At 71.1% G+C, this 21,239-nt stretch carries 17 protein-coding genes, 1 tRNA gene and 1 pseudogene; 13 read left to right on the plus strand and 6 right to left on the minus strand.

The features are described 5' to 3' along the window. Window positions 1-11: 11 nt before the first annotated feature. From G3I77_RS14290 to G3I77_RS14300, 3 genes are all read left to right on the plus strand, one after another. The gene (locus G3I77_RS14290; protein WP_248503682.1) at window positions 12-536 is read left to right on the plus strand and encodes a GNAT family N-acetyltransferase; all 525 of its coding nucleotides are present in this window, start codon (window positions 12-14) and stop codon (window positions 534-536) included. A 160-nt stretch (window positions 537-696) separates the two neighbouring features. Next, on the plus strand, window positions 697-1,146 hold the full coding sequence (locus tag G3I77_RS14295; protein ID WP_248503684.1) for a DUF485 domain-containing protein: 450 nt from the start codon (window positions 697-699) through the stop codon (window positions 1,144-1,146). Continuing rightward, the gene (locus G3I77_RS14300; RefSeq protein WP_248503686.1) at window positions 1,143-2,756 is read left to right on the plus strand and encodes a cation acetate symporter; all 1,614 of its coding nucleotides are present in this window, start codon (window positions 1,143-1,145) and stop codon (window positions 2,754-2,756) included. Before G3I77_RS14295 ends, G3I77_RS14300 begins: the two co-directional genes overlap by 4 nt. 349 nt (window positions 2,757-3,105) lie before the next feature. Here the strand turns inward: G3I77_RS14300 and G3I77_RS14305 are convergent, their stop codons facing one another. The 4 genes from G3I77_RS14305 to G3I77_RS14320 form a co-directional block, all read right to left on the minus strand. Next, a complete protein-coding gene (locus tag G3I77_RS14305) occupies window positions 3,106-3,993 on the minus strand; it encodes a cellulose-binding protein (protein WP_248503687.1) in 888 nt (295 codons plus the stop codon). A gap of 143 nt (window positions 3,994-4,136) precedes the next feature. Then, window positions 4,137-4,598, minus strand: coding sequence for a carboxymuconolactone decarboxylase family protein (locus G3I77_RS14310; protein ID WP_248503689.1), 462 nt, complete (start codon window positions 4,596-4,598; stop codon window positions 4,137-4,139). Window positions 4,599-4,770: 172 nt separating this feature from the next. Further along, window positions 4,771-7,791 carry an SUKH-4 family immunity protein gene (locus G3I77_RS14315; protein ID WP_248503691.1) on the minus strand — a complete coding sequence of 1,007 codons (3,021 nt, stop codon included), beginning with the start codon at window positions 7,789-7,791 and terminating at the stop codon, window positions 4,771-4,773. 8 nt (window positions 7,792-7,799) lie between these two features. Continuing rightward, on the minus strand, window positions 7,800-8,804 hold the full coding sequence (locus tag G3I77_RS14320) for an SMI1/KNR4 family protein (protein WP_248503693.1): 1,005 nt from the start codon (window positions 8,802-8,804) through the stop codon (window positions 7,800-7,802). A 398-nt stretch (window positions 8,805-9,202) separates the two neighbouring features. Here G3I77_RS14320 and G3I77_RS14325 point away from each other — a divergent pair, with 398 nt between their 5' ends. Then, window positions 9,203-9,748: a YwqJ-related putative deaminase gene (locus tag G3I77_RS14325; RefSeq protein WP_248503694.1), complete on the plus strand. Its 546-nt coding sequence runs from the start codon at window positions 9,203-9,205 to the stop codon at window positions 9,746-9,748. A gap of 80 nt (window positions 9,749-9,828) precedes the next feature. Further along, window positions 9,829-10,323 carry an SUKH-3 domain-containing protein gene (locus tag G3I77_RS14330; protein ID WP_248503696.1) on the plus strand — a complete coding sequence of 165 codons (495 nt, stop codon included), beginning with the start codon at window positions 9,829-9,831 and terminating at the stop codon, window positions 10,321-10,323. A 21-nt stretch (window positions 10,324-10,344) separates the two neighbouring features. On the opposite strand, the gene G3I77_RS14335 is transcribed toward G3I77_RS14330, so the two are convergent. Continuing rightward, a complete protein-coding gene (locus G3I77_RS14335; RefSeq protein WP_248503698.1) occupies window positions 10,345-11,649 on the minus strand; it encodes a sensor histidine kinase in 1,305 nt (434 codons plus the stop codon). Between the two features lie 168 nt (window positions 11,650-11,817). On the opposite strand from G3I77_RS14335, the pseudogene G3I77_RS14340 reads away from it, so the two are divergent. The 8 genes and pseudogenes from G3I77_RS14340 to G3I77_RS14375 all read left to right on the plus strand — a co-directional run bounded on the left by G3I77_RS14340 (window position 11,818) and on the right by G3I77_RS14375 (window position 18,310). Then, window positions 11,818-12,691 (plus strand): annotated as a pseudogene (locus G3I77_RS14340) (hypothetical protein). A gap of 12 nt (window positions 12,692-12,703) precedes the next feature. After that, window positions 12,704-12,775: transfer RNA gene (locus G3I77_RS14345), tRNA-Gln, on the plus strand. 124 nt (window positions 12,776-12,899) lie between these two features. After that, window positions 12,900-14,348, plus strand: coding sequence for a bifunctional UDP-N-acetylglucosamine diphosphorylase/glucosamine-1-phosphate N-acetyltransferase GlmU (gene glmU, locus G3I77_RS14350; protein ID WP_248503700.1), 1,449 nt, complete (start codon window positions 12,900-12,902; stop codon window positions 14,346-14,348). Window positions 14,349-14,483: 135 nt separating this feature from the next. Continuing rightward, window positions 14,484-15,464: a ribose-phosphate diphosphokinase gene (locus G3I77_RS14355; protein ID WP_248503703.1), complete on the plus strand. Its 981-nt coding sequence runs from the start codon at window positions 14,484-14,486 to the stop codon at window positions 15,462-15,464. A gap of 188 nt (window positions 15,465-15,652) precedes the next feature. Next, window positions 15,653-16,249 (plus strand): 50S ribosomal protein L25/general stress protein Ctc, encoded by a 597-nt coding sequence (locus G3I77_RS14360; RefSeq protein WP_248503705.1) that lies wholly within the window; start codon window positions 15,653-15,655, stop codon window positions 16,247-16,249. 69 nt (window positions 16,250-16,318) lie between these two features. After that, the gene (pth, locus tag G3I77_RS14365; protein WP_030844875.1) at window positions 16,319-16,921 is read left to right on the plus strand and encodes an aminoacyl-tRNA hydrolase; all 603 of its coding nucleotides are present in this window, start codon (window positions 16,319-16,321) and stop codon (window positions 16,919-16,921) included. Window positions 16,922-16,963: 42 nt separating this feature from the next. Beyond that, the gene (locus G3I77_RS14370; protein WP_248503707.1) at window positions 16,964-17,467 is read left to right on the plus strand and encodes a hypothetical protein; all 504 of its coding nucleotides are present in this window, start codon (window positions 16,964-16,966) and stop codon (window positions 17,465-17,467) included. A gap of 138 nt (window positions 17,468-17,605) precedes the next feature. After that, window positions 17,606-18,310 (plus strand): LPXTG cell wall anchor domain-containing protein, encoded by a 705-nt coding sequence (locus tag G3I77_RS14375; protein WP_248503710.1) that lies wholly within the window; start codon window positions 17,606-17,608, stop codon window positions 18,308-18,310. Window positions 18,311-18,372: 62 nt separating this feature from the next. On the opposite strand, the gene ppc is transcribed toward G3I77_RS14375, so the two are convergent. Next, the gene (gene ppc, locus G3I77_RS14380) at window positions 18,373-21,105 is read right to left on the minus strand and encodes a phosphoenolpyruvate carboxylase (protein WP_248503711.1); all 2,733 of its coding nucleotides are present in this window, start codon (window positions 21,103-21,105) and stop codon (window positions 18,373-18,375) included. Window positions 21,106-21,239: the final 134 nt, after the last annotated feature.

Consider the following 21,239-nt stretch of genomic DNA (forward strand, 5'->3'; position numbering starts at 1 on the left):
TCCTCCCGCGCATGGTGACCTTGGAGCGCCTTCGGGCTGATCACGCGGACGCGCTGCTGGCCTTCGAGCGGGAGAACCGGGCGTACTTCGTCCGCACGGTGCCCGACCGCGGGGACGCCTTCTTCACGCCTGCGGGTTTCTCCGCCCGCCTCCGGGCGCTCCTCGACGAGCAGCACGCGCGCGTGTGCCACTTCCATGTGGTCCTCGGGGAGGACGGTGACCTGATCGGCCGGGTGAACCTGATCGATGTGGCGGACGGCGGCGCCGAACTCGGCTACCGCATCGGCGAACAGGCCGCCGGCCGGGGCGTGGCGACGGCAGCCGTCGCGCACGTGTGCCGGCTCGCCGCCGCCGACTACGGTCTGACGTCCCTCACCGCGGTCACCACCCTGGACAACCCGGCTTCCATGAGGGTCCTGAACCGCAACGGCTTCACACAGGTGGAGAACACGAGCGTGGGCGGCCGCCCCGGACTCCGTTATGTACGCCGGAACTTGGCGTTCGCACCGCCCGCACCACCGGTGATTCCGGGTTAACGCGGGTAACACCCGAGGTCGGAAAGGCAAGCGCATACCGACCGATCAGTTTGCAGAAACCCTCGCGCAGGACCCCTACTCCGAAGTAGCGTGCGTGGCTCCCGCCCCCCACCTCCCTGCGGCCCGCCGCACCGGATCCCACCTCGCAAGGAGCACCGGGATGTCCTACGACCCGTCCCCGTCCTACCCGTACCGACCACCCGGTCCGCCGTCGTCCTACGACCCGTACACGTACGACACCTACCCCTGGGCACCGCAGGAGGCGCCCGAACCGGCCGGACGGCGTCCCCAGCGCCACGCCGCGCTCGGACATCACAGCGACCTTCGCGTTCTGCGCAGCGCCTACCGCTGGCAACGGCGCGTGGCCACGCTCACGGCGCTCGGCTACTTCGTCCTGTTCCTGATCCTGTCGGCGTTCGCGCCGTCGTTCATGACGAGCACCGTCACCGACGGCGTGCCCACCGGCCTGCTGCTCGCGCTCCTCCAGGTCCCCGTGACCTGGCTGGCGATCGCCCTGTACGAGCAGACGGCCCGCCGCCGTGTCGACCCGATCGCGGACCGGATACGCAAGCACGCCGAGCTGGACGCGAAGCGGGAGGGGACACCGTGACCACCGATTTCAGCGGCAACGCCCAGGCCATGTCCCTCGTCGGCTTCACCGCCGTCGCCACGATCACGCTGCTGCTGTGCGTGATGACGGGCCCGGACCGGGACGACCTGGACGAGTTCTACACCGGCTACAGCTCGCTGTCGCCCATGCGCAACGGCCTGGCGATCGCCGGCGACTACATCTCCGCCGCGACCGTCCTCGGCACCGGCGGCGTCATCGCGCTGTTCGGCTACGACGGGATCGTGCTGGCGCTGAGCACGGCCCTGTCCCTGATGCTGCTGATGTTCCTGCTGGCCGAACCGCTGCGCAACGCGGGCCGTTTCACGATGGGCGACGCGCTGACCCGCCGGATGCCGGGACGCGGTGTCCGTATCGCGGCCTGTGCCGTGACCCTGACGGCGCTGGTGCCGCTGATGGTGGTGCAGCTGGCCGGAACCGGGCAGCTGATGGCGTTCATCCTCGGCTTCTCCGGCGAGACGCTGCAGACGGGCTGCATCATCGGCGTGGGCGCGCTGATGATCAGTTACGCGGCGATCGGCGGGATGAAGGGCACCGCCCTCATCCAGATCCTGAAGATCGTGATGCTGCTCGGCTCCGGCATGGTGGTCGCCGTGCTGATCCTCAACCGGTTCGACTGGGACCCGGGGGCGCTGTTCGACGCGGCCGCCGCGAACAGCGGTGTGGGCTCGGCGTTCCTCTCCTCGGGCCTGCAGTTCGCGGGCGGCCCCAGCCCCGACCTCGACATGATCACCGCGCAACTGACGGTCGTTCTCGGCGGTGGCGTCCTGCCGCACGTCACCATGCGCATGTACACGGCCTCCAGCGCCCGGCAGGTGCGGCGTTCGATGTCCTGGGCGGTGTCGGGCGTGGCCCTGTTCGTGCTCGTCATCACGGTCGTCGGCTTCGGCGCGACCGCGCTGGTCGGGCGGGAGCTGATCGCACAGGTCGACCCGCAGGGCAACACGGCGTATCTGCTGGGATCACAGGCGGCGTTCGGGGCGCAGGTGTCGTCGGCGGAGACGTTCCTGTTCACGACCGTCACCACAGCGGTCTTCCTCACCCTGCTCGCCTCCGTCGCCGGCATGATCCTGGCCTGCGCCAACTCCCTCGCGCACGACGTGTTCGCGGCCCGGGTGCAGGACATGTCGCCGCGCCGCGAGATGACCGTGGCGCGGCTGTCGGCCCTGGCCGTGGGCGTCACCGCGATCCTCCTGGCCACCCAGGTCCAGCACCGCAGTCTGCAACCGCTGGTGACGCTGTCCTTCTGCCTGGGTGCCTCGGCCATCGCGCCCGCGCTGGTCTACAGCCTGTTCTGGCGCCGCTACACGCGAATGGGCCTGCTCAGCACCCTCATCGGCGGCTCCCTGGCCGTCCTGCTGCTGATGCCGGGCACCAACCTGGTCTCCGGCTCACCCGTCTCGGCCTTCCCCGACGCCGACTTCAACTGGTTCCCGTTCACCACCACGGGGCTGCTCTCCATCCCCCTGGGCTTCGCCTGCGGCTGGCTGGGCACGATCGCCTCCGGCCGCCAGAAGTCGGAGGAGCAGCGCCACCAGTACGAGGCGGTGGAGGGCTGGATCCTGGCGGGCGCGGCACGCAGGGACCCCTGACGCGAGGGCGGACGGCACGGCAGGAGGGCGGCTTGCCGTGCCGCCGGGCGGGCGGAGACCGCCGGCCCGGCGGACGAGGTCGGGCCCAGCCGGCGGATCAGCTCGGGCCCGGCCGGCGGACCAGGTCGGGCCGACTGGCCGACTGGCCGACTGGCTGACTGGCTGACTGGCTGACTGGCTGACTGGCTGGCTGCCTCGTCGCACACCGTGCGCAGGAGAGCGGCGCCGGCCGTCGGCCCCGGCCGACCTCACGCGGTGCGCCGTCCCCCGTCAGCGTCGCGTACGGGCGGTGGGGACAGCGGGCCTTGCGTTGCCCGCAACCGGCAGTCGGCGTGCCCCCGCCCTCGACTCACTCCGCCGCCACCCGCCCCGCCCAGGCCGTCAGGCTCGTGTGGACGTGCTCGATGTGGGCCCGGGCGTCGTCTCGTTGCTCGGCGTGTTCGCGCAGGAGCCGGTCCGTCTCCTCCGCCACGCTCTCCGCCTGCTCGCGGGCCTGTGCGATCAACTCCGCCGCGTGGGCGTGGGCCTCTTCCTCCAGGTCGCGGGCGGAGTCCTCCGCGTCGGCGAAGGCCTGCGCGGCCTCGGACAGCGCGTCCTCGGCGCGCGTCAGCGCCTTGTCGTCGTGCGCGTCAAGCGCCGCCTCCCGGGCGGCCTCCTCCCGCTCCGTCTCCGCCCACCGCTCGGTGCGTTCCTTTTCCTGCTCGGCCAGCATCCCGGAGGTGCGTTGCCGCATCTCCCGCAGCGCGGCCAGTGCCTCGCCCCGCTCTTCCTGCGTCTCACGCCGGGCCGCGCCCCGGATCTCGTCGGCCTCGGCGTGCGCGGCGAGCAACCGCTGCCGGGCCCGTTCGTCGGCATCGGCGCGCACGGCATCGGCGTGCGCCTGCGCGGACTCGCGCACTCCGGCCGCGGACTCCCGCGCCCCGTCCACGCGTTGTCGCGCCTCCCGCCGCGCCCCCTCCCGTACGGCTGCGGCCTCCTCCTCGCCGAGTTCGAAGAGCCGCCGTGCCCGTTCTCCGAGCGTCTCGTAGTTCTGCGGGGCCAGCCGGGCCACGGCCTCGCGCAGCCGCCCCAGTTCCTCGTCCATCTGCCGGGCGAGCACCGTCAGCCGGGCCGCTCGCTCCCAGGCCGCGTCCCGATCCGCGGAGAGGGCCTGGGCGTACTCGTCGACCTGCTCGGGACGGTAGCCGCGCCCCCGCACGGCCGTGAAGCCGTGCGGTGACACCGTCGCGCTGCTCATCCGGACCCCTCTCCACCACACCGCCGTGAAGTCGCGCTAGAAATGGGACGATTTCGCGCACATCTTGGTGGATCAGACGGAAGTGTTCATAACGCGACACTCCGCACAGAGGTCACGGGCCCACCGGCCGGGCCGTACGGCCGTCAGCCCCAGGTGGTGCCCGCGGGCTCCTGGATGGTCGTGTTGATGCGGTTGAACAGGTTGGTGACCGAGACGGTGAGGATCAGCGCGGAGAGCTCCTTCTCGTCGAAGTGGTCGGCCACCTCGTCCCACAGCGCGTCCGGCACCGACTCCCCGGAGAGGTCGGAAAGCCGCGTCATCGCCTCCGTCAGCTTCAGCGCGGCGCGCTCGGCGTCCGAGAAGAAGGGCGCGTGCCGCCAGGCGGCGACGGCCGCGATGCGTTCCTCGCTCACCCCCATCTTGCGGAGGTTGGCGACGTGGCCGTGCACACAGGCCCCGCAGCCGTTGATCTGACTGGCGCGCAGCCCGGCGATCTCCGCCACGTCCTGCGCCAGACCGCCCTCCCCGATCGCCTGGAAGAGGGTGCCGATGCCCTTCATCGCGCCGGAAAGGACGTACGCCGGGTTCGTCATCCGTGCCCGCATGATCTCTGCCTCCTGGGTCGGCGGTGCGTCACTGTCACTCAACTGACGGAGCGGCGGCAGAAGGTGTGACAGCCCGGCCCGGATTTCTTCTCCCGGCCCGGGCACGAAGAAGCCGGGCCCGGTCGTACGAACGACCGAACCCGGCTCCCTGCGGCACGTCAGCGGCGAGGCGTCACAGCAGTCCGTCCCACATCTGCTCCAGCAGCACCGACCACCAGCTCTCCGGCGAGCCCAGCGCCGCCGGGTCGAGCGCGGCCAGCTGGGCCTGGAAGTCGACGGTCCAGCGGCCCGCCTGCTCCTGGTTCAGCCCGAACCGCAGCCGCCACATCCGCCCGAGCAGCGCCAGGCAGCGCGCGAACTCCGGCAGCCCGGTGTTCACGAACTGCGGCGGCACGGGCGCCCCGCCCGGCCCGGCCTCCACCGGCACGGCGACGATGTTCGCCGTGCCGTACTGCACGCAGATCGCCTTGCCGAAGTCGCTGCCCATCACCAGATAGGAACCCGCGTCCGAGGCCGGCTGCACACCGCGCTCGGCCGCCAGCTCCGCCAGCGTCGGAACCGGCCGCCCGGGCTGCGCCTGAGCCCAGAAGAACGGGCCCATGTCCATCGGCAGTCCGGCCGCCACCAGCGTGTGCGCCACCACCGGCGGCACACCCTGCCGCGACACGGCGGCCTGCTCGAACCGGAACACCCCCGGCCCGAACGCGGCCCCCAGCTCCTGCCCGATGGCCTCCGGCGGGATCGGCGGCACCGCCTGCACCGGCGGCAGCGGAGCACGCACCGGAGCCGGACGCGCCGGGCCGTCCGCCACCTGGTGCAACTCGCCCTGGTGGGCCAGCAGCTGCTGCATGCCCTGCTGCCGGCTCGCGTGGTCCGTACCGTACGGCGCGATGCTCGTGATGCGCGCCTGCGGCCACTGCTCCCGGATCATCCGCGCGCAGTACGCACCCGGCAGCTCGCACGACTCCAGCTCGGTGTGCAGCTCCAGCACCTGGTCCGGGGGCACGTTCATGGCCCGCAGCTCGTGGAAGATCTGCCACTCCGGGTGCGGCGTACCCGGCGCCGAACGCCGGATCAGCTGCTGCTCGGAACCGTCCTGCGCGCGGTAGCGCAGCACGGCCTGGTAGCCGGGGCCGACGGTCGGCTGTCCGGTGGGCTGCTGCGGATAGCCGTACGCCGGCGGCTGCCCGGGGACGGGCCGGCCGGGCGGCGGCATCGCACCCGGGGGCATCGCGCCGGGCGGCATCGCACCCGGCACCGCGCCGTGCGGCATGGGCGACGGCGCGCCGGGCACACCAGGGGCGCCCGGGGCAGCGGGCGGTGCGCCGGGGGCCTGCGGCGGCGGAGGCACGCCGGGGCCGCCCGCCGGAGGCGTGGCCAGCATGGTCTCCGCGTGATGCACGGGAGGCGAGCCGCCGGGAGCACCCGGAGCGCCGGGGGCACCGGGCGGCTGCGGCGCACCGGGCGGGTTCGGAGCGCCAGGCGGGTTCGGAGCGCCAGGTGCTCCCGGAGGCCCAGGCGGCTGCGGAGGCTGAGGCGCGCCCGGGCCCATCCGGCCGGGGTCGGCAAGCATCGTGGCGGCATGGTGCACACCACCCGGAGGCGTACCACCAGGGGTACCGGGCGGCTGCGGCGCGCCAGGGGGATTCGGAGCCCCCGGAGGCTGCGGCGCATGCGGAGCACCCGGCGGCTGCTGCGGAGGCTGCGGCGCACCCGGCCCCTGCGGAGACCCGGCACCACCGGGACCCTCGGGACCCAGCGCCGACACAAGCTGCGTAGGCACGTAACCGCCCGCCGGTGTCCCCGGAGCCCCGGGCCCCGACGGCGGGGGCGGGGGCGTGCCGCCCGGCCGCGCACCCGGCGCACCCGGAGCGCCCGGCGGAGGCGGCGTGGTCGGACCCGCGTTCCGCCCGCGGCCCGGCGGCGGAGCCGCCTTGCTGGTCGCGGCGTCGGCGATGTCCCCCGCGTTGGGCGCGAGGGGCCGCTCGGGCACACCGGTCCCGGCCGGCGGCTGCGGCCCACCCACAGGACCGGCAGAACCGGAAGGACCAGCGGAACCGGCAGCCCCACCGCCCGCCCCCTGCGGATACCCGTACGTCGTCCCGCCCGGCCCGGCCGGAGGCGTGCTCCCCTGCGGATAGCCGTACGGCCGGCCGCCCGGCGCAGGCGGAGGCGTGCTGCCCTGCGGCACCCCACCGGGCGGCGTCCCCGGCACGCCGGGCGCGGTGGCCGGCCCCGAGGGATAGCCGTAGCCGGGGCCGCCCGCAGGGCCGGAGCCCGGGGCGTTCGGGCCGTCCACCGCCGGTGTCACCGCCGTCGGCGGAAGCCGGCTGCCGCCCGACATCAGGGCCGTCTTGGCGTCGGAAGCCGTCGACGGCGGCGGCGTGTCGCCGTCGGCCTCGCTCAGCGGCGGTGCGAAGACCGTCGCGGGCAGCGGTACGGAACGGTCGTCACCGGCATCGCCGTTGGTGTCCGTACCGGCCCAGGGCGTCGCCCCGGCGGGCACACCCCCCGGCGTGCCGGAAGCACCCGGATCGGCGGCCGGGCCTCCGCCCGCCCCCTCGTCGCTCCCGCCCGCGGCCGGCCACGACGCACCACTTCCCGGCGCGACGGGCGCCCCCTGCGCGGGAGTCGCCGAGCCCCCGGCCGACCCGGCGGCAGGGGAAGCCGGCCCACCGGCGGAAGCCGCGTCAGCGGCAGAAGCCGGTTCCCCGGCGGAAGCCGCGGAAGCCGCACCCGGCTCACCGGCGGCGGCCGACGGAGCACCAGCCCCCGCACCCGCACCCGCACCCGCACCCGCACCCCGACGATCCGGAATGCCCAGCTTGTCCGCCGCATCCTGCAACCACTCCGGCGGAGTCAGCAAGAAGGACGTCTGATTCAGATCCACCCGCGCGGCAGGCGCCGCCGGCGCCGGCTCATCGGCCTCGTCCGGACGGCCGTACTCCTCCTCGTACCGGCGGATCACCTCACCCACCGGCAGCCCGGGCCACAGCGTCGCCTCGCCGCTGTCCCGTGCGATCACCAGCCGCTGCGCACCACCGTCCGACCGCGGCCCGTCCGCCCGGTCCTCGGCCCACACCACGAACCCGAGGTCGAACTCCCGCACCCGCACCTCACGATGCTGGTACGAGGGCAGATCCCCGTTGATCCACTCTTCCGCGCGCTCCTGCGCCTGCGCGAAGGTCACCATCGCCGACCTCACTCCCCCACGACCGAGGACGACACCGCACCCACCGGCACCACACGCGCGAACCCGCCGTCCACCATCAGGTTCGCCACCGTCTCCAACTCCGGCGGATTGCCCGCCAGCCGCGACAGGAAGACGTCGAAGTCGTCCCCGCACGGCAACAGCAGCCGCTCCACCCGCTCCGCCGGCGGCACCGAGGGATCCACGTCCCGCGCGTCGTCGTACGAGCAGAACCACACCGAACCGATCCGCTCGCCCTTCACCTTCACGGCCAGCAGCCCGCCCTGGACGAACGAGATCCCCAGGTAGTCCTTGGTCAGATGATCACGCAGACACTTGTTGACGTACACCAGGTCATTGACCGCGGCCTCGTCGCGCACCGTGAAGAACGGCTGGTCGACCAGCAGCCCCAGCTCCGCGTCCAGCGCGGCACCCACCGGCGCGCAGCCGCCCGCCGCCTTCAGGAACGACCGGTACGCACCCGGCAACCGGTAGCCGAGGTCCTCCTCGACGCCCTGCACCTGCGACTCCGTCACCGCGACACCCGACTTCGGCAGCCCGAAGTGCGCCGGACGCGTCTCCTGGAGCGGCCGCGTGCCCCGCTTGGAATGGTCGACGCCCGACGTCGCCACACCCCCGTGATGCCGCAGCAGCGCCTTCACCTCGACCGGAACCAGCTCCAGCCGCCGCGTCCCCACCACGTGGTGCCACGTCCAGCCGTGCGGCGTCGCCACCGCCGGCACCGTGTCCCACAGCTCGTGCCCGGACGCCGACAGCGCCGTGTTCGCCGACACGTAGTCCGTCAGCCGCAACTCGTCGACGCCGAAACCCTCCGGCGGCTCCGCGATCTCCGCGGCCGCGCGCGCGTAAGCCGAGAAGTCGGGGTAGCCGTGCTCGTCGACCCGTACCCCTCTCGAGTGACGCGCCGCCCGGACCGGATCCGGGAAATGCACGACCTGCCCGGCGTAGGCCGCGTTCGGCGGCGCGGCTTGCTGCCCGAGCCGACCTGTCGTCATGGCGGTTGCCCCCTGCGGCACTCTGTACGACCCGTATTGACCACCCTTGGCGCACTACGACCCGTATCGACTGTCACGTCTGCTTTCTCGACTGCACTGCACCTCGGCGCACTTCACCGCGCCTCACTGCTCACCCACCGACACCACGGATCACCCTCCGGTTCACTGCATCGATCTCCGAACGGATCACCGCATCGCCCGCGGTGCGGACAGCCTATGCGGTACGACGACACCGGTCACCGGCACCGGTCGGCACCCCTCCGCTTCCGTGACCAGCCGTCACCCCACCGTGACGGCACACCCCGCTACGGGCGTGTCGCCGCGCCCCAGCTTCCACACCAGCCACGGCATTTGGCAGTCTGTGCCCCCCGGGGGGATGCACGGAGGGGAAGACGATCATGAACGCGACGCAGACGGGACCACACACCGGCAGGTCCGCCGACCCACGAAACGGCGACCCACGAAACGGCGACCCCCGCATCGGCTGGAGCGCCACCGAAGCGGCCCACGCCCCCGTCCTCCGCCACCGCCGCGACGGCATCCTCCCCACCGTCGCCGCCGCCCTCTCCGTCCGCGGCGCCACCCTCACCGGCACCGCCGCCCGCGGCGACACACCCCCCGCCCTGCACCCCCTCGTCCAGGACTTCCTGGACACCCTCACCAGCGCCCAGCGCGACCGCTACACCGGACGCTGCGCCGAAACCATCCTCATCTCCCGCCACCTCGCCGCCGCCGACACCGCCCGCAGCAAACGCGCCGCACGCAAACCCATGACCAACGGCGAGGCACGCAAAGCCCTCAAGCAGGCCAAACTCACCACCCGACGCATCCGCGAGGACGGCGACCCCCTCCACGGCAGCTTCGCCACCCCCTGCCGAGCCTGCACCGCGCTCAGCGCCCACTTCGGCGTCCGGATAGTCGACCCGGCATCCCAGAACAACTGACGCCCCTCCCCCCACCCCCCAGCACCAGGCACCCCGGCGCGCCTCACGCCACCCCACGACCTCGACGAGACGAAGGGCAGATGCACACCGACCGCACCTCCACCACCCGCTTCGCCGTACCCGTCGACGCCGCCCTGCGCGCCGCCGGATGGCAACCCGGACGCTGGGACATCAAACAAGCCGAGATCTGGGCCGACGCCCTGCGCGACCACGCCTCCCCCGCAGGCCACCGCCACACCGTCTTCCCCGCCGCCGTCGAAGCCTGGGCCGAATTCGGCGGACTCCACATCACCCCCACCGGCCCCGGCCGCCAGGTCGCCCCCGCCACCCTCCACCTCGACCCGCTGCACGGCCTCCACATGGCCCGCACCCTCGCCGACCTCGGCCGCGCCCTCGGCACCGACGTCTGCCCCCTCGGCGCCGAAACCGACAGCCAGGCCCTCCTCGCCATCGACACCGACGGCCGCGTCTACACCCTCGACCACACCGGCGACTGGTACCTCGGCCCCGACATCGACCAGGCCCTCGCCACCCTCATCGCCGGCACCCAACCCCCACGGCTCACCACAGGCTGACCACCACACACCCCGAGCGGGCTACGACGCCGGAATCACCGCCGACACCCGGAAACCCCCCGCATCCGTCGGCCCCGACACGAACACCCCACCCAGCGCCGAAACCCGCTCCTTCATCCCCACCAGCCCGTTCCCCCCGGACGGCAACCGCGCCGACGACGCCGCCTCCTCAGGCGGCTCGTTCTCCACCTGCATCGCGATCTCCGACACCCGATGCGCCAACCGCACATACGTCTTCGCCCCGGCCGCGTGCTTGTGGACGTTCGTCAACGCCTCCTGCACCACCCGAAACGCCGTCTGCTCCACCTGAGGCGCATACGACCGGGCATCCCCCTCCACCGACAGCGCCACCACCATCCCCGCGGCAGCCGACTGCCCCACCAACTCCTCGATCTCCGCCAGACACGGCCCCTCGTCATCCGCCGCCCGCGAAGCCGCCGCAGCCGCAGCCGCAGCAACCCCCACCGCCGCCAACGGCACCGACGCCGCCCGCTCACGCCGCCCGTCCCCACCGCTGCGCAGCACCCCGAGCATCTCCCGCAGCTCCGTCAGCGCCTGCCGCCCCATGTCCCCCACCAGCGCGGCATTCCGGACGGCCTTCTCCGGATCCTTCCGGGCCACCGCCTGCAGCGCCGCGGCATGCACCACCATCAGACTCACCCGGTGCGCGACGACATCGTGCATCTCCCGCGCGATCCGCGTCCGCTCCTCGTTCCGGGCCCACTCGGCCCGCTCCTCCGCCCGCTCCGCGAGCAACTGAAGCTCCCGCTCCAGACTGTCCGCCCGCTCCCGCAGGCTCTCCATCAGCCGCCGCCGCGCCCCCACATACAGACCGAGCAGCACCGGAGGCGCCGTGAAGCCCAGCGACATCGTGATCGCCGCGAACGGCACGAACCAGTCCCCTATGTCCAGGTCCCCCCGCGACATGTCCTGCCGCGTCTTCACGAACGTCACGATCAGCGTCCCCACCAGCGACATCCCCGCCAGCGAGGCGATGATCCGCCGGGGCAGCTCGGCCGCGGCCAGCGTGTACAGGCCGACGACGCCCAGCAGGAAACCCATCTCGGCCGGCGTGATGGCGATCGAGACCAGCACGACGGCGATCGGCCACCGCCGCCGCACCACCAGCACGGAACCGGCCAGCAGCCCGAAGACCACCCCCGCCGCCACCGGGATCCCCGCCTCCCGCGCGAACGGAATCCCCTCCAGCGCGCACTCCAGTGCGGACACCACGGCCAGACTCACATCGAACACGGCACTGCGCCGTCTGGCCCACCACCACGGCCCTCCCCGGGCCGTCACATGGTCTTCCCCCGTCACGGTCATGCCTCCCAGCCTAAAGGCGCCCCCCGCCCGCTTTCCGGCGAGTTTCCGGGACTGGCCCGCATCACACTCCGTGACCGTTCGGCCGCGATACCACCCGATATCCCTCGAACTGTTGAATCGCTCAGCGTTCGATCCCGGAAGACTCCATTCCGCCCGGACGGTATGCGTATGACACATGCACCTGGCAAGTACGCGGACTTCGAGGGGTTGCGGGAGAGGGCGGTGGCGCTGCGGCGCGCAGGGCTGAGCCGACGCCAGATCCGCGACCGCCTGCACGTCGACAACAACGACATCCTCAATCGCCTCCTGGATGGCGAGCCCGCGCCGGCCTGGACGAAGCGCCCGAACGCGAAGGACGACCTGAGGGAGAAGGCCAGGGAGCTCCGACTCCAGGGCTGGACCTACGACCAGATCCAGGTGGAGCTGGGGTGCTCGAAGAGTTCGATCTCGTTGTGGGTACGGGATCCGCCGAAGCCGGAGGCGCAAGCGAACCCCCGAGGAGGCGTCAGCAATCGCGAAGCGGGGCTGGGAAGCCACCATGCGCCTGCGTGACGAGGAGCGGCAGCAGATCAAGGAGGCAGCCAAGCAAGCCGTCGGCGCTCTGTCGCCGCGCGAGCTGCTCCTCTTGGGTGTCGGCCTGTACTGGGCAGAGGGCAGCAAGGACAAGCCCTACGACCGCCGTGAGAACGTCTGCTTCGTCAACAGCGATCCCGGCATGATCCGGGTCTTCCTGGCCTGGCTCGATCTGCTGGGCGTGGGGCGAGATCGCATCCGGTACGCGGTGATGATCCACGAGTCTGCCGACATCCCGGGCGCCGAACTGTACTGGGCCGAACTCGTCGGTGCCGACCGCTCCGCGTTCTACAAGACGACACTCGAGAAACACAACCCCAGGACGGTCCGCGAGAACACCGGCGACTCATACCGGGGCTGCCTTGCGATCAAGGTCCGGAAGAGCGCCGACCTGTACCGTCGCATCGAAGGCTCTTGGTACGGCATAGTGTTGGGAGCCACCCAGCCAATCGGCGAGATGTCCGATTAGCCGGGTTTATGGTCCCCTGTGGTGTAATCGGCAACACGGGTCACTTTGGATGATTTGTTCCAGGTTCGAGTCCTGGCAGGGGAGCACACACTCGGTTCGGGTCCTGGCTGATGCCAATGCCGGTCAGGCCCCACACCCACACCCCCCACAAAACCCCCCGGTATCCTGCGGATGTCACCCCACCCCATCCACAGCCGAAGGGCATCCCGTGAGCGCCAACCGCCCGGCAGCCGTCGTCGTTCTCGCAGCGGGTGAGGGCACCCGTATGAAGTCGGCCACACCCAAGGTCCTGCACGAGCTCTGCGGTCGCAGCCTCGTGGGCCATGTGCTCGCCGCCGCAGGTGAACTACAGCCACAGCACCTGGTCGTCGTGGTCGGCCACGCCCGTGAGAAGGTCACCGCCCACCTCGGCGACATCGCCCCCGACGTCCGCACCGCCGTACAGGCGGAGCAGAACGGCACCGGGCACGCCGTGCGGATGGGTCTCGAGGAGCTCGGCGAGTCCGTCGACGGGACCGTCGTGGTCGTGTGCGGCGATACGCCCCTGCTGACCGGCGCCACCCTGCAGGCCCTCGCGGCCACGCACTCCGCCGACGGCAACGCGGTCACCGTGCTGACCGCCGAGGTGCCGGACGCGACGGGATACGGGCGGATCGTCCGTGACGAGGCCACCGGAGCCGTCACCGCCATCGTCGAGCACAAGGACGCCACCGACGCCCAGCGGTCGATCCGTGAGATCAACTCGGGTGTGTTCGCGTTCGACGGGCAGTTGCTCGCCGACGCGTTGAAGAAGGTGCGGACGGACAACAGTCAGGGCGAGGAGTACCTGACCGATGTGCTCGGGATCCTGCGTGAGGCCGGGCACCGGGTCGGGGCGTCCGTGGCCGGCGATCACCGTGAGATCGCCGGGATCAACAACCGTGTGCAGCTGTCCGAGGCCCGCCGGATTCTGAACGACCGGCTGCTGACCGGGGCCATGCTCGCCGGTGTGACCGTCGTCGACCCGGCGACCACCTGGATCGACGTGACGGTCACCTTCGAGCAGGACGCCGTCGTCCACCCGGGCACCCAGCTGCACGGCTCGACGCACCTGGCCGAGGGCGCCGAGGTCGGGCCCAACTCCCGGCTGACGGACACCCGCGTGGGTGCCGGTGCGCGGGTCGACAACACCGTGGCCACGGGCGCCGAGGTCGGCCCGGACGCGACCGTGGGTCCGTACGCGTATCTGCGTCCGGGGACGCGGCTCGGCGCGAAGGGCAAGATCGGGACGTACGTGGAGACGAAGAACGCGTCGATCGGGGACGGGACGAAGGTGCCCCACCTCTCCTACGTGGGTGACGCGACCATCGGGGAGCAGTCCAACATCGGTGCTGCGAGCGTGTTCGTGAACTACGACGGCCAGGAGAAGCACCACACGACCATCGGTTCGCACTGCCGGACGGGCTCGGACAACATGTTTGTGGCGCCTGTCACGGTGGGGGACGGCGCGTACACCGCTGCCGGGTCCGTGATCACGAAGGATGTGCCGCCCGGTTCGCTGGCTGTGGCCCGTGGTCAGCAGCGGAATATCGAGGGTTGGGTGGCTCGGAAGCGTCCGGGGAGCGCTGCCGCGAAGGCGGCGGAGGCGGCTTCCCGGGAGTCGGCCGGCGAGGGCTGACCGGAAACCGATGCCTCAAACACGGCGTACGGTGATAAGTGCACACCCGCACCCCCACCAGCTGAGACGGCCTCCGGCAAGCCGGCTGCGAGGTCTCTCGACACCCAGCTGCGAAACCTCTGAGGAGACAGTGCTGTGACCGGGATCAAGACGACCGGCGAGAAGAAGTTGATGTTCTTCTCCGGCCGCGCCCACCCCGAGCTTGCGGAGGAGGTCGCCCAACAGCTGGGTGTCGGGGTTGTCCCGACGAAGGCCTTCGACTTCGCGAACGGTGAGATCTATGTGCGGTATCAGGAGTCGGCGCGTGGTGCCGACTGTTTCCTGATCCAGAGCCACACTGCTCCGATCAACAAGTGGATCATGGAGCAGTTGATCATGATCGACGCGCTGAAGCGTGCGTCGGCTCGTTCCATCACGGTCATCGTGCCCTTCTACGGTTACGCGCGGCAGGACAAGAAGCACCGTGGGCGTGAACCGATTTCGGCGCGTCTGATCGCGGACATGATGAAGACCGCGGGTGCGGACCGGATCCTGACCGTGGATCTGCACACGGATCAGATCCAGGGCTTCTTCGACGGTCCGGTGGACCACCTGTTCGCGCTGCCGCTGCTGGCGGACTACGTGGGCCGGAAGGTGGACCGGCAGAAGCTGACGGTCGTGTCGCCGGACGCGGGCCGGGTGCGGGTCGCGGACCGCTGGTGCGACCGGCTGGGTGCGCCGCTGGCGATCGTGCACAAGCGGCGGGACAAGGACGTCGCGAACCAGGTCACCGTCCACGAGGTCGTGGGTGAGGTGGAGGGTCGCGTGTGTGTCCTGGTGGACGACATGATCGACACCGGTGGGACGATCTGTGCCGCGGCGGACGCGCTGTTCGCGCACGGTGCGGAGGATGTCATCGTGACGGCGACGCACGGTGTGCTGTCGGGTCCGGCGGCGGACCGGCTGAAGAACTCGCGGGTGAGTGAGTTCGTGTTCACGAACACGCTGCCGACGCCGGGTGAGCTGAGCGGGGATCTGGACAAGATCTCGGTGCTGTCGATCGCGCCGACGATCGCGAATGCGGTGCGTGAGGTGTTCGAGGACGGTTCGGTGACGAGCCTGTTCGACGACCAGTAGGAGTCCCTGGTCGGGGTCCTGCAGATCGTTTTGGGTGCGGCCTCCCTTGCCGAGTAGACTGCTGAAGTTGCTCGGCGAGGGAGGCCGTTTCCCGTGGGTGGGATGCGGTGATCCGTTATCGACGCGCTCTTCGTAGCAGGCCGTTCGTGGCCGGGTGACCACGTCCGTTCTGATTTCGAGGAGTGATTATGTCCGAGGTGAAGATCTCCGCCGCGACGCGCACCGAGTTCGGCAAGGGTGCCGCGCGCCGTATCCGTCGTGAAGACAAGGTTCCGGGTGTCCTGTACGGGCACGGTTCGGACCCGCTGCACCTGACCCTGCCGGGTCACGACCTGCTGATGGCGCTGCGTACGCCGAACGTGCTGATCGCGCTGGACATCGACGGCAAGAAGAACGAGCTGGCGATTCCGAAGTCCGTGCAGCGTGACCCGCTGAAGGGTTTCCTGGAGCACGTGGACCTGCTGCTGGTGAAGCGCGGCGAGCAGGTCAACGTCGACGTCTACGTCCACACCGAGGGTGAGCTGGCCCCGGGTGCCTTCCTGCTGGAGCACGTGCTGAACGCGCTGCCGGTCGAGGCCGAGGCGACGCACATCCCGGAGTCCGTGACCGTCTCCATCGAGGGTCTGGCGGCCGGTGACTCCATCCTCGCGAAGGACATCACGCTGCCGAAGGGCACGACCCTGGCCGTCGAGGAGGACACCGTCGTCCTTCAGGTCCTGGCCGCGCAGGCCGAGGAGGCCCCGGAGGGTGGAGAGGCCGAGGGCGAAGAGGCCGCTGAGGCCTGATCCTCTTCGTCGTCGTTTCGTCGGCCGCTGCTCCCGTGCGGGGCGGCGGCCGACGCGTATGAAGGAGACATGGACGTGACGACCGATGCGGCCGCTCCCTGGCTGATCGTGGGGCTGGGCAATCCGGGGCCGGAGTATGCGGGGAACCGGCACAACGTGGGTTTCATGGTGGCCGATCTGCTGGCGGACCGGGTCGGGGGGAGGTTCAAGCGGGCCGGGCGGGCGCAGGCGCAGGTCGTGGAGGGCCGGATCGGGCCGCCGGGGCCGTTGAACCGGCGGGTGGTGCTGGCGAAGCCGATGTCGTACATGAATCTGTCGGGCGGGCCGGTGAACGCGCTGCGGGATTTCTACAAGGTGCCGGTGGGCCATGTGGTGGCGGTGCATGACGAGTTGGACATCGACTACGGGATGTTGCGGCTGAAGCTGGGTGGCGGGGACAACGGGCACAACGGTCTGAAGTCGATGACGAAGGCGTTCGGTGCGGAGTATCACCGGGTGCGGTTCGGGATCGGGCGGCCGCCGGGGCGGATGCCGGTGGCGGACTTCGTGCTGAAGGATTTCTCGTCGGCGGAGCGCAAGGAGCTGGACTACTTCGTGGACCGGGCGGCGGACGCGGTGGAGGCGTTGGTGATCGAGGGGCTGGAGCGGGCGCAAAGCACGTACAACTCCTGACTTGTCACCCACCGAGGTTGACGGGTCGTTCAGGCATGGCCAATGATCCCGGCCATGCCTGCCCATGCCACCTCTTCGTCCCAGGTCTCGGCCGTCGTGCTGCGGTTCGGGCGGTTCGCGGCGATGGGTGCGGTCGCGGTGTTGATCCTGATCGCGGGTGTGTGGGCGTCGTGGGGTACGGCGCAGCACGTGATGCTGACGAAGGGCCGGGAGCGGGGCACGGTCGATGTGGCGCGGTGCGGGCCGGAGGCGTGCTGGGGCCGGTTCACGCCGTCGTCGGAGGGGTGGCAGCCCCGGGCGCGGGTGGTGCTGGAGAAGTCGGTCGCGGTGGAGCGGGGCCGGACGTACACGGTGGTCGTGAAGCCCGGCGGTGATGACGCGGTGCGTTCGGGCCCGGCGGGGGTGCTGTACGCGTGGATTCCGCTGGGTGGTGCGCTGTTGCTGGCGTCGGTCGTGGTGGCGGGTGGTCTGCTGCGGACGCGGTTGGCGTGGGTGATGGCGTTGTCGGGGGTGGCGTTGCTGACGGCCGCTTTCGTGACCGTCTGAGGGGTTGGAGCGTTCTTTCCTTCTGTGGAGGGGGCGAGCGTTGTGTGTTCGTGATTGACGTGCTGCCGGGCGAGGCTGGAAGCTGAGCCGCCCCCTCCACATCTTCCCGGTCACTTCTCGAAGATGGACTACTTCCCCATGCGAACCTTCTCGCGTTTCGGCGCTGTCTGCGCCGCCGCTTCCGCTGTCCTTCTGCTTGCTCCGGCCGCCCACGCCACTCCTGGTGGTGACAACGGCACGGTGAAGATCCATGACGCCTCGACGGGCGAGGAGCTGCGTCGTAACGAGCCGCATGTGTGCGCCTTCTACCTTGATGCCTTCGGTTTCGACGGCGGTCAGGAGGTGGACTGGCGCATCGACGCGATCCCGCCGAGTGAGAACAAGGGGGAGACGGTGGAGTCCGGTGCGCTGACGCTGGACGCCCAGGGTCACGGCCGCAGTGAGGATCTGTCGCTGCCCGACGGGCACTACAAGCTGTTCTGGAACTTCGAGGGCGAGAAGGGGTCCGCCAAGCACAAGGTGTTCTGGTCGGAGTGCGAGGACGAGCAGGAGCCAGGTGGTGTGACGCCGTCCGGTTCGGCGTCCGTGTCGCCTTCGGCGGGGGCGTCCGGGGCGCCGTCGGGTGAGCCGTCCGGGTCGGCGTCGCCGAGTTCGTCGGCCGGCGGGGATGTGCCGGTGTCCTCGTCGCCGTCGTCGTCGCCGTCGCCGCAGGGCGGTGCCGGTGGTGACCTCGCCGAGACGGGCAACGGGGCTCCGGTGGGCCTGCTGTCCGGTGTGGCGGCGGTGCTGGTGGCGGGCGGCGGGTTCCTGGTGCTGCGGCGCCGGAGGTTCGGCCGCGGCTGATGTGGAACGCACCGTGCCCCCGAGCCTGTACGGCTCGGGGGCACGGTGGTGTCCGGGGTGGTTCAGCCGGTGTTGCGCAGGCCGGCTGCCACGCCGTTGACGGTGAGGAGCAGGGCGCGGGCGAGGAGCGGGTCGGGCTGTTCGCCGGCGGCGGCCGCGTCGCGCTGCCGCTTGAGCAGGGCGACCTGGAGGTAGGAGATGGGGTCGAGGTAGGCGTCGCGGATGGTGAAGGTCTGCTTCAGGACGGGTGCGGCGTCGAGGAGTTCGGCTTCGCCGGTGACGCGCAGGACTTCGCGGATGGTCAGTTCGTGTTCGGCCTTGATGGTGTCGAAGACGTGCTTGAGCTCGTCGGGGACGAGGGTGTCGACGTAGTGCTGGGCGATCCGCAGGTCGGTCTTGGCCAGGGTCATCTCGACGTTGGAGATGAAGTTGCGGAAGAAGTGCCACTGTCCGTGCATCTCGTCGAGGACGGTGTCAAGGCCCGCCTCGCGCAGCGCCTTCAGGCCGGAGCCCACGCCGAACCAGCCGGGCACGATCTGCCGTGACTGGGTCCAGCCGAAGACCCACGGGATGGCGCGCAGCCCGTCGAGCGACACGCCCGAGCCGGGGCGGCGGGAGGGCCGCGAGCCCAGGTGCAGGTCGGCGAGCTGGTCGACCGGCGTGGAAGCGAGGAAGTACGTCGGCAGGTCGGGGTCCTCGACGAGTTCGCGGTAGGCGGCGTGGGCGGCGTCGGAGACGACGTCCATCGCGGCGTCCCAGCGGGCGAGGGCCTCGTCGGACTGGCGGGGGGCTGTGTGCAGGGCGGACGCCTGGAGCGTGGCGGCGACCGTCAGCTCCAGGTTCTCCCTGGCCAGGGAGGGGATGAGGTACTTGTCGGAGATGACCTCGCCCTGTTCGGTCACCTTGATCTCGCCCTCGAGGGTGCCCCAGGGCTGGGCGAGGATGGCGTCGTGGGTGGGGCCGCCGCCGCGGCCGACGGTGCCGCCGCGGCCGTGGAAGAGGCGCAGGCGTACGCCGTAGCGGTGGGCGACGTCGCGCAGGCGGCGCTGGGCGCGGTGGATCTCCCACTGGCTGGTGGTGATGCCGCCGAACTTGGAGGAGTCGGAGTAGCCGAGCATGACTTCCTGGACGTCCCCGCGCAGGGCGACGAGGCGCCGGTAGGAGGGGTCGGAGAGCATGTCCTCCAGGATGGTGTCGGCTGCCTTGAGCTCGTCGGTGGTCTCGAGCAGCGGCACGATGCCGATCTTGGCCCAGCCGGCGTGCAGGTCGACGAGGCCGGCCTCGCGGGCGAGGACGGCGGCGGCGAAGACGTCGTCAGCGCCCTGGCACATGGAGATGATGTACGACTCGATGACCTCGGGTCCGAAGACCTCCAGGGCGCGCTTGACGGTGCCGAAGACGCCGAGGGTCTTCTCGCCGGGCGCGTCGACGGGTGCCGGGGTGGGGGCGAGGGGGCGACGGGAGCGCAGTTCCTTGGCGAGGAGCTTGGCGCGGTAGTCGCGGGGCATGTCGGCGTAGCGCCAGGATTCCTCGCCGAGCCGGTCGAAGAGCTGGCCGAGGGCGTGGTGGTGGGCGTCGGCGTGTTCGCGGACGTCCATGGTGGCGAGCTGGAGGCCGAAGGCGGCGAGGGTGCGGATGGTGCGGGCGAGGCGTCCGTCGGCGAAGAGGCTGCCGCGGTGTTCGCGCAGGGAGTCCTGGATGATCCGCAGGTCGGCGAGGAGCTGGCCGGTGCCGAGGTAGTCGCGGCCGGGCACGTGGGCGGTGCCCTCGGCAAGGCGCTTCTTGGTGTTCTCCAGCTTCTGCCGGATGCAGGTGGCCTTGAGCCGGTAGGGCTCTTCGGCGTTGAGGCGCTTGTAGCGGGGGCTGATCTCGGGGAGGTTCTCCAGGTCGGCCTGGAGGGAGGTCAGGAGTTCCTCGGTGGCGCCGGCGTAGCGGATGGAGTTGGAGAGGAAGCCGCGGAGTTCGTCGATCGTCTCCAGGGCGTCGTTGATGCCGTGTTCGTGCTGGAGGATGAGGACGTCCCAGGTCACCTGGGGGGTGACGTTGGGGTTGCCGTCGCGGTCGCCGCCGATCCAGGTGCCGAAGGTGAGGGGGCGGGTTTCGTCGGGGAGCTTGACCCCGGCGCGCTCCAGTTCGGCGGTGAGGTCCTCCAGGACGTCGCCGACGGCGTTGGCGTGGAGTTCGTCGAGGTAGTAGATGGCGTTGCGGGCCTCGTCGGCGGGCTCGGGGCGCACGACGCGGAGTTCGTCGGTCTGCCAGACGAGGTCGATGTTCTCGGCCAGTCGGGTGTCCAGGCGGCGCCGGTCGGACTCGATGACCGGGGTCTCCAGGAGCGCGGCGATGCGCCGGAGCTTGTTCAGGACCGAGCGGCGTGCGGCCTCGGTGGGGTGGGCCGTGAAGACGGGGCGCACGTTGAGGTTGCGGACCGTCTCGCGCAGGTGCTCGGGGTCGGCGTCCTTGAGCCGGTCGGCCGTACGGGCGAGGAGTCCGCCCTCGGCGGCGCGGCGGGCGCGCAGCTCGCGGCCGCGGTGGACCTGCTCGGTGACGTTGGCCAGGTGGAAGTAAGTGGAGAAGGCGCGGACCAGCTTGGCCGCGGTGTCGAGTTCGGTGCCGCGCAGCAGCTCGGCGGCGGCTTCGCCGTCCTCACGGGTGAGGCGGCGGACCTTCTCGACGAGTTCCAGCAGCTCGGGGCCTTCTTGGCGGACGAGGGTCTCGCCGAGGAGGTCGCCCAGCCGGCGGATGTCGGCTCGCAGCTCACTGCTCGTCGTCGTGGTCTGGTCGTCGGCACTGCTCACAGGTGCGGCTCCTTGCAGTGTTGAAGCTCGTCTGGGAGGGGAACCCGGACGGCGTCTCGCGCGGCGGGGCGCCGCATACGGATCGGACATCCGGGAAGAAATCAGAGCGGACCGCGCTGTCCGACCGACTCCAG

The sequence above is a fragment of the Streptomyces sp. D2-8 genome, from assembly GCF_023184515.1.
GTDB lineage: Bacteria > Actinomycetota > Actinomycetes > Streptomycetales > Streptomycetaceae > Streptomyces.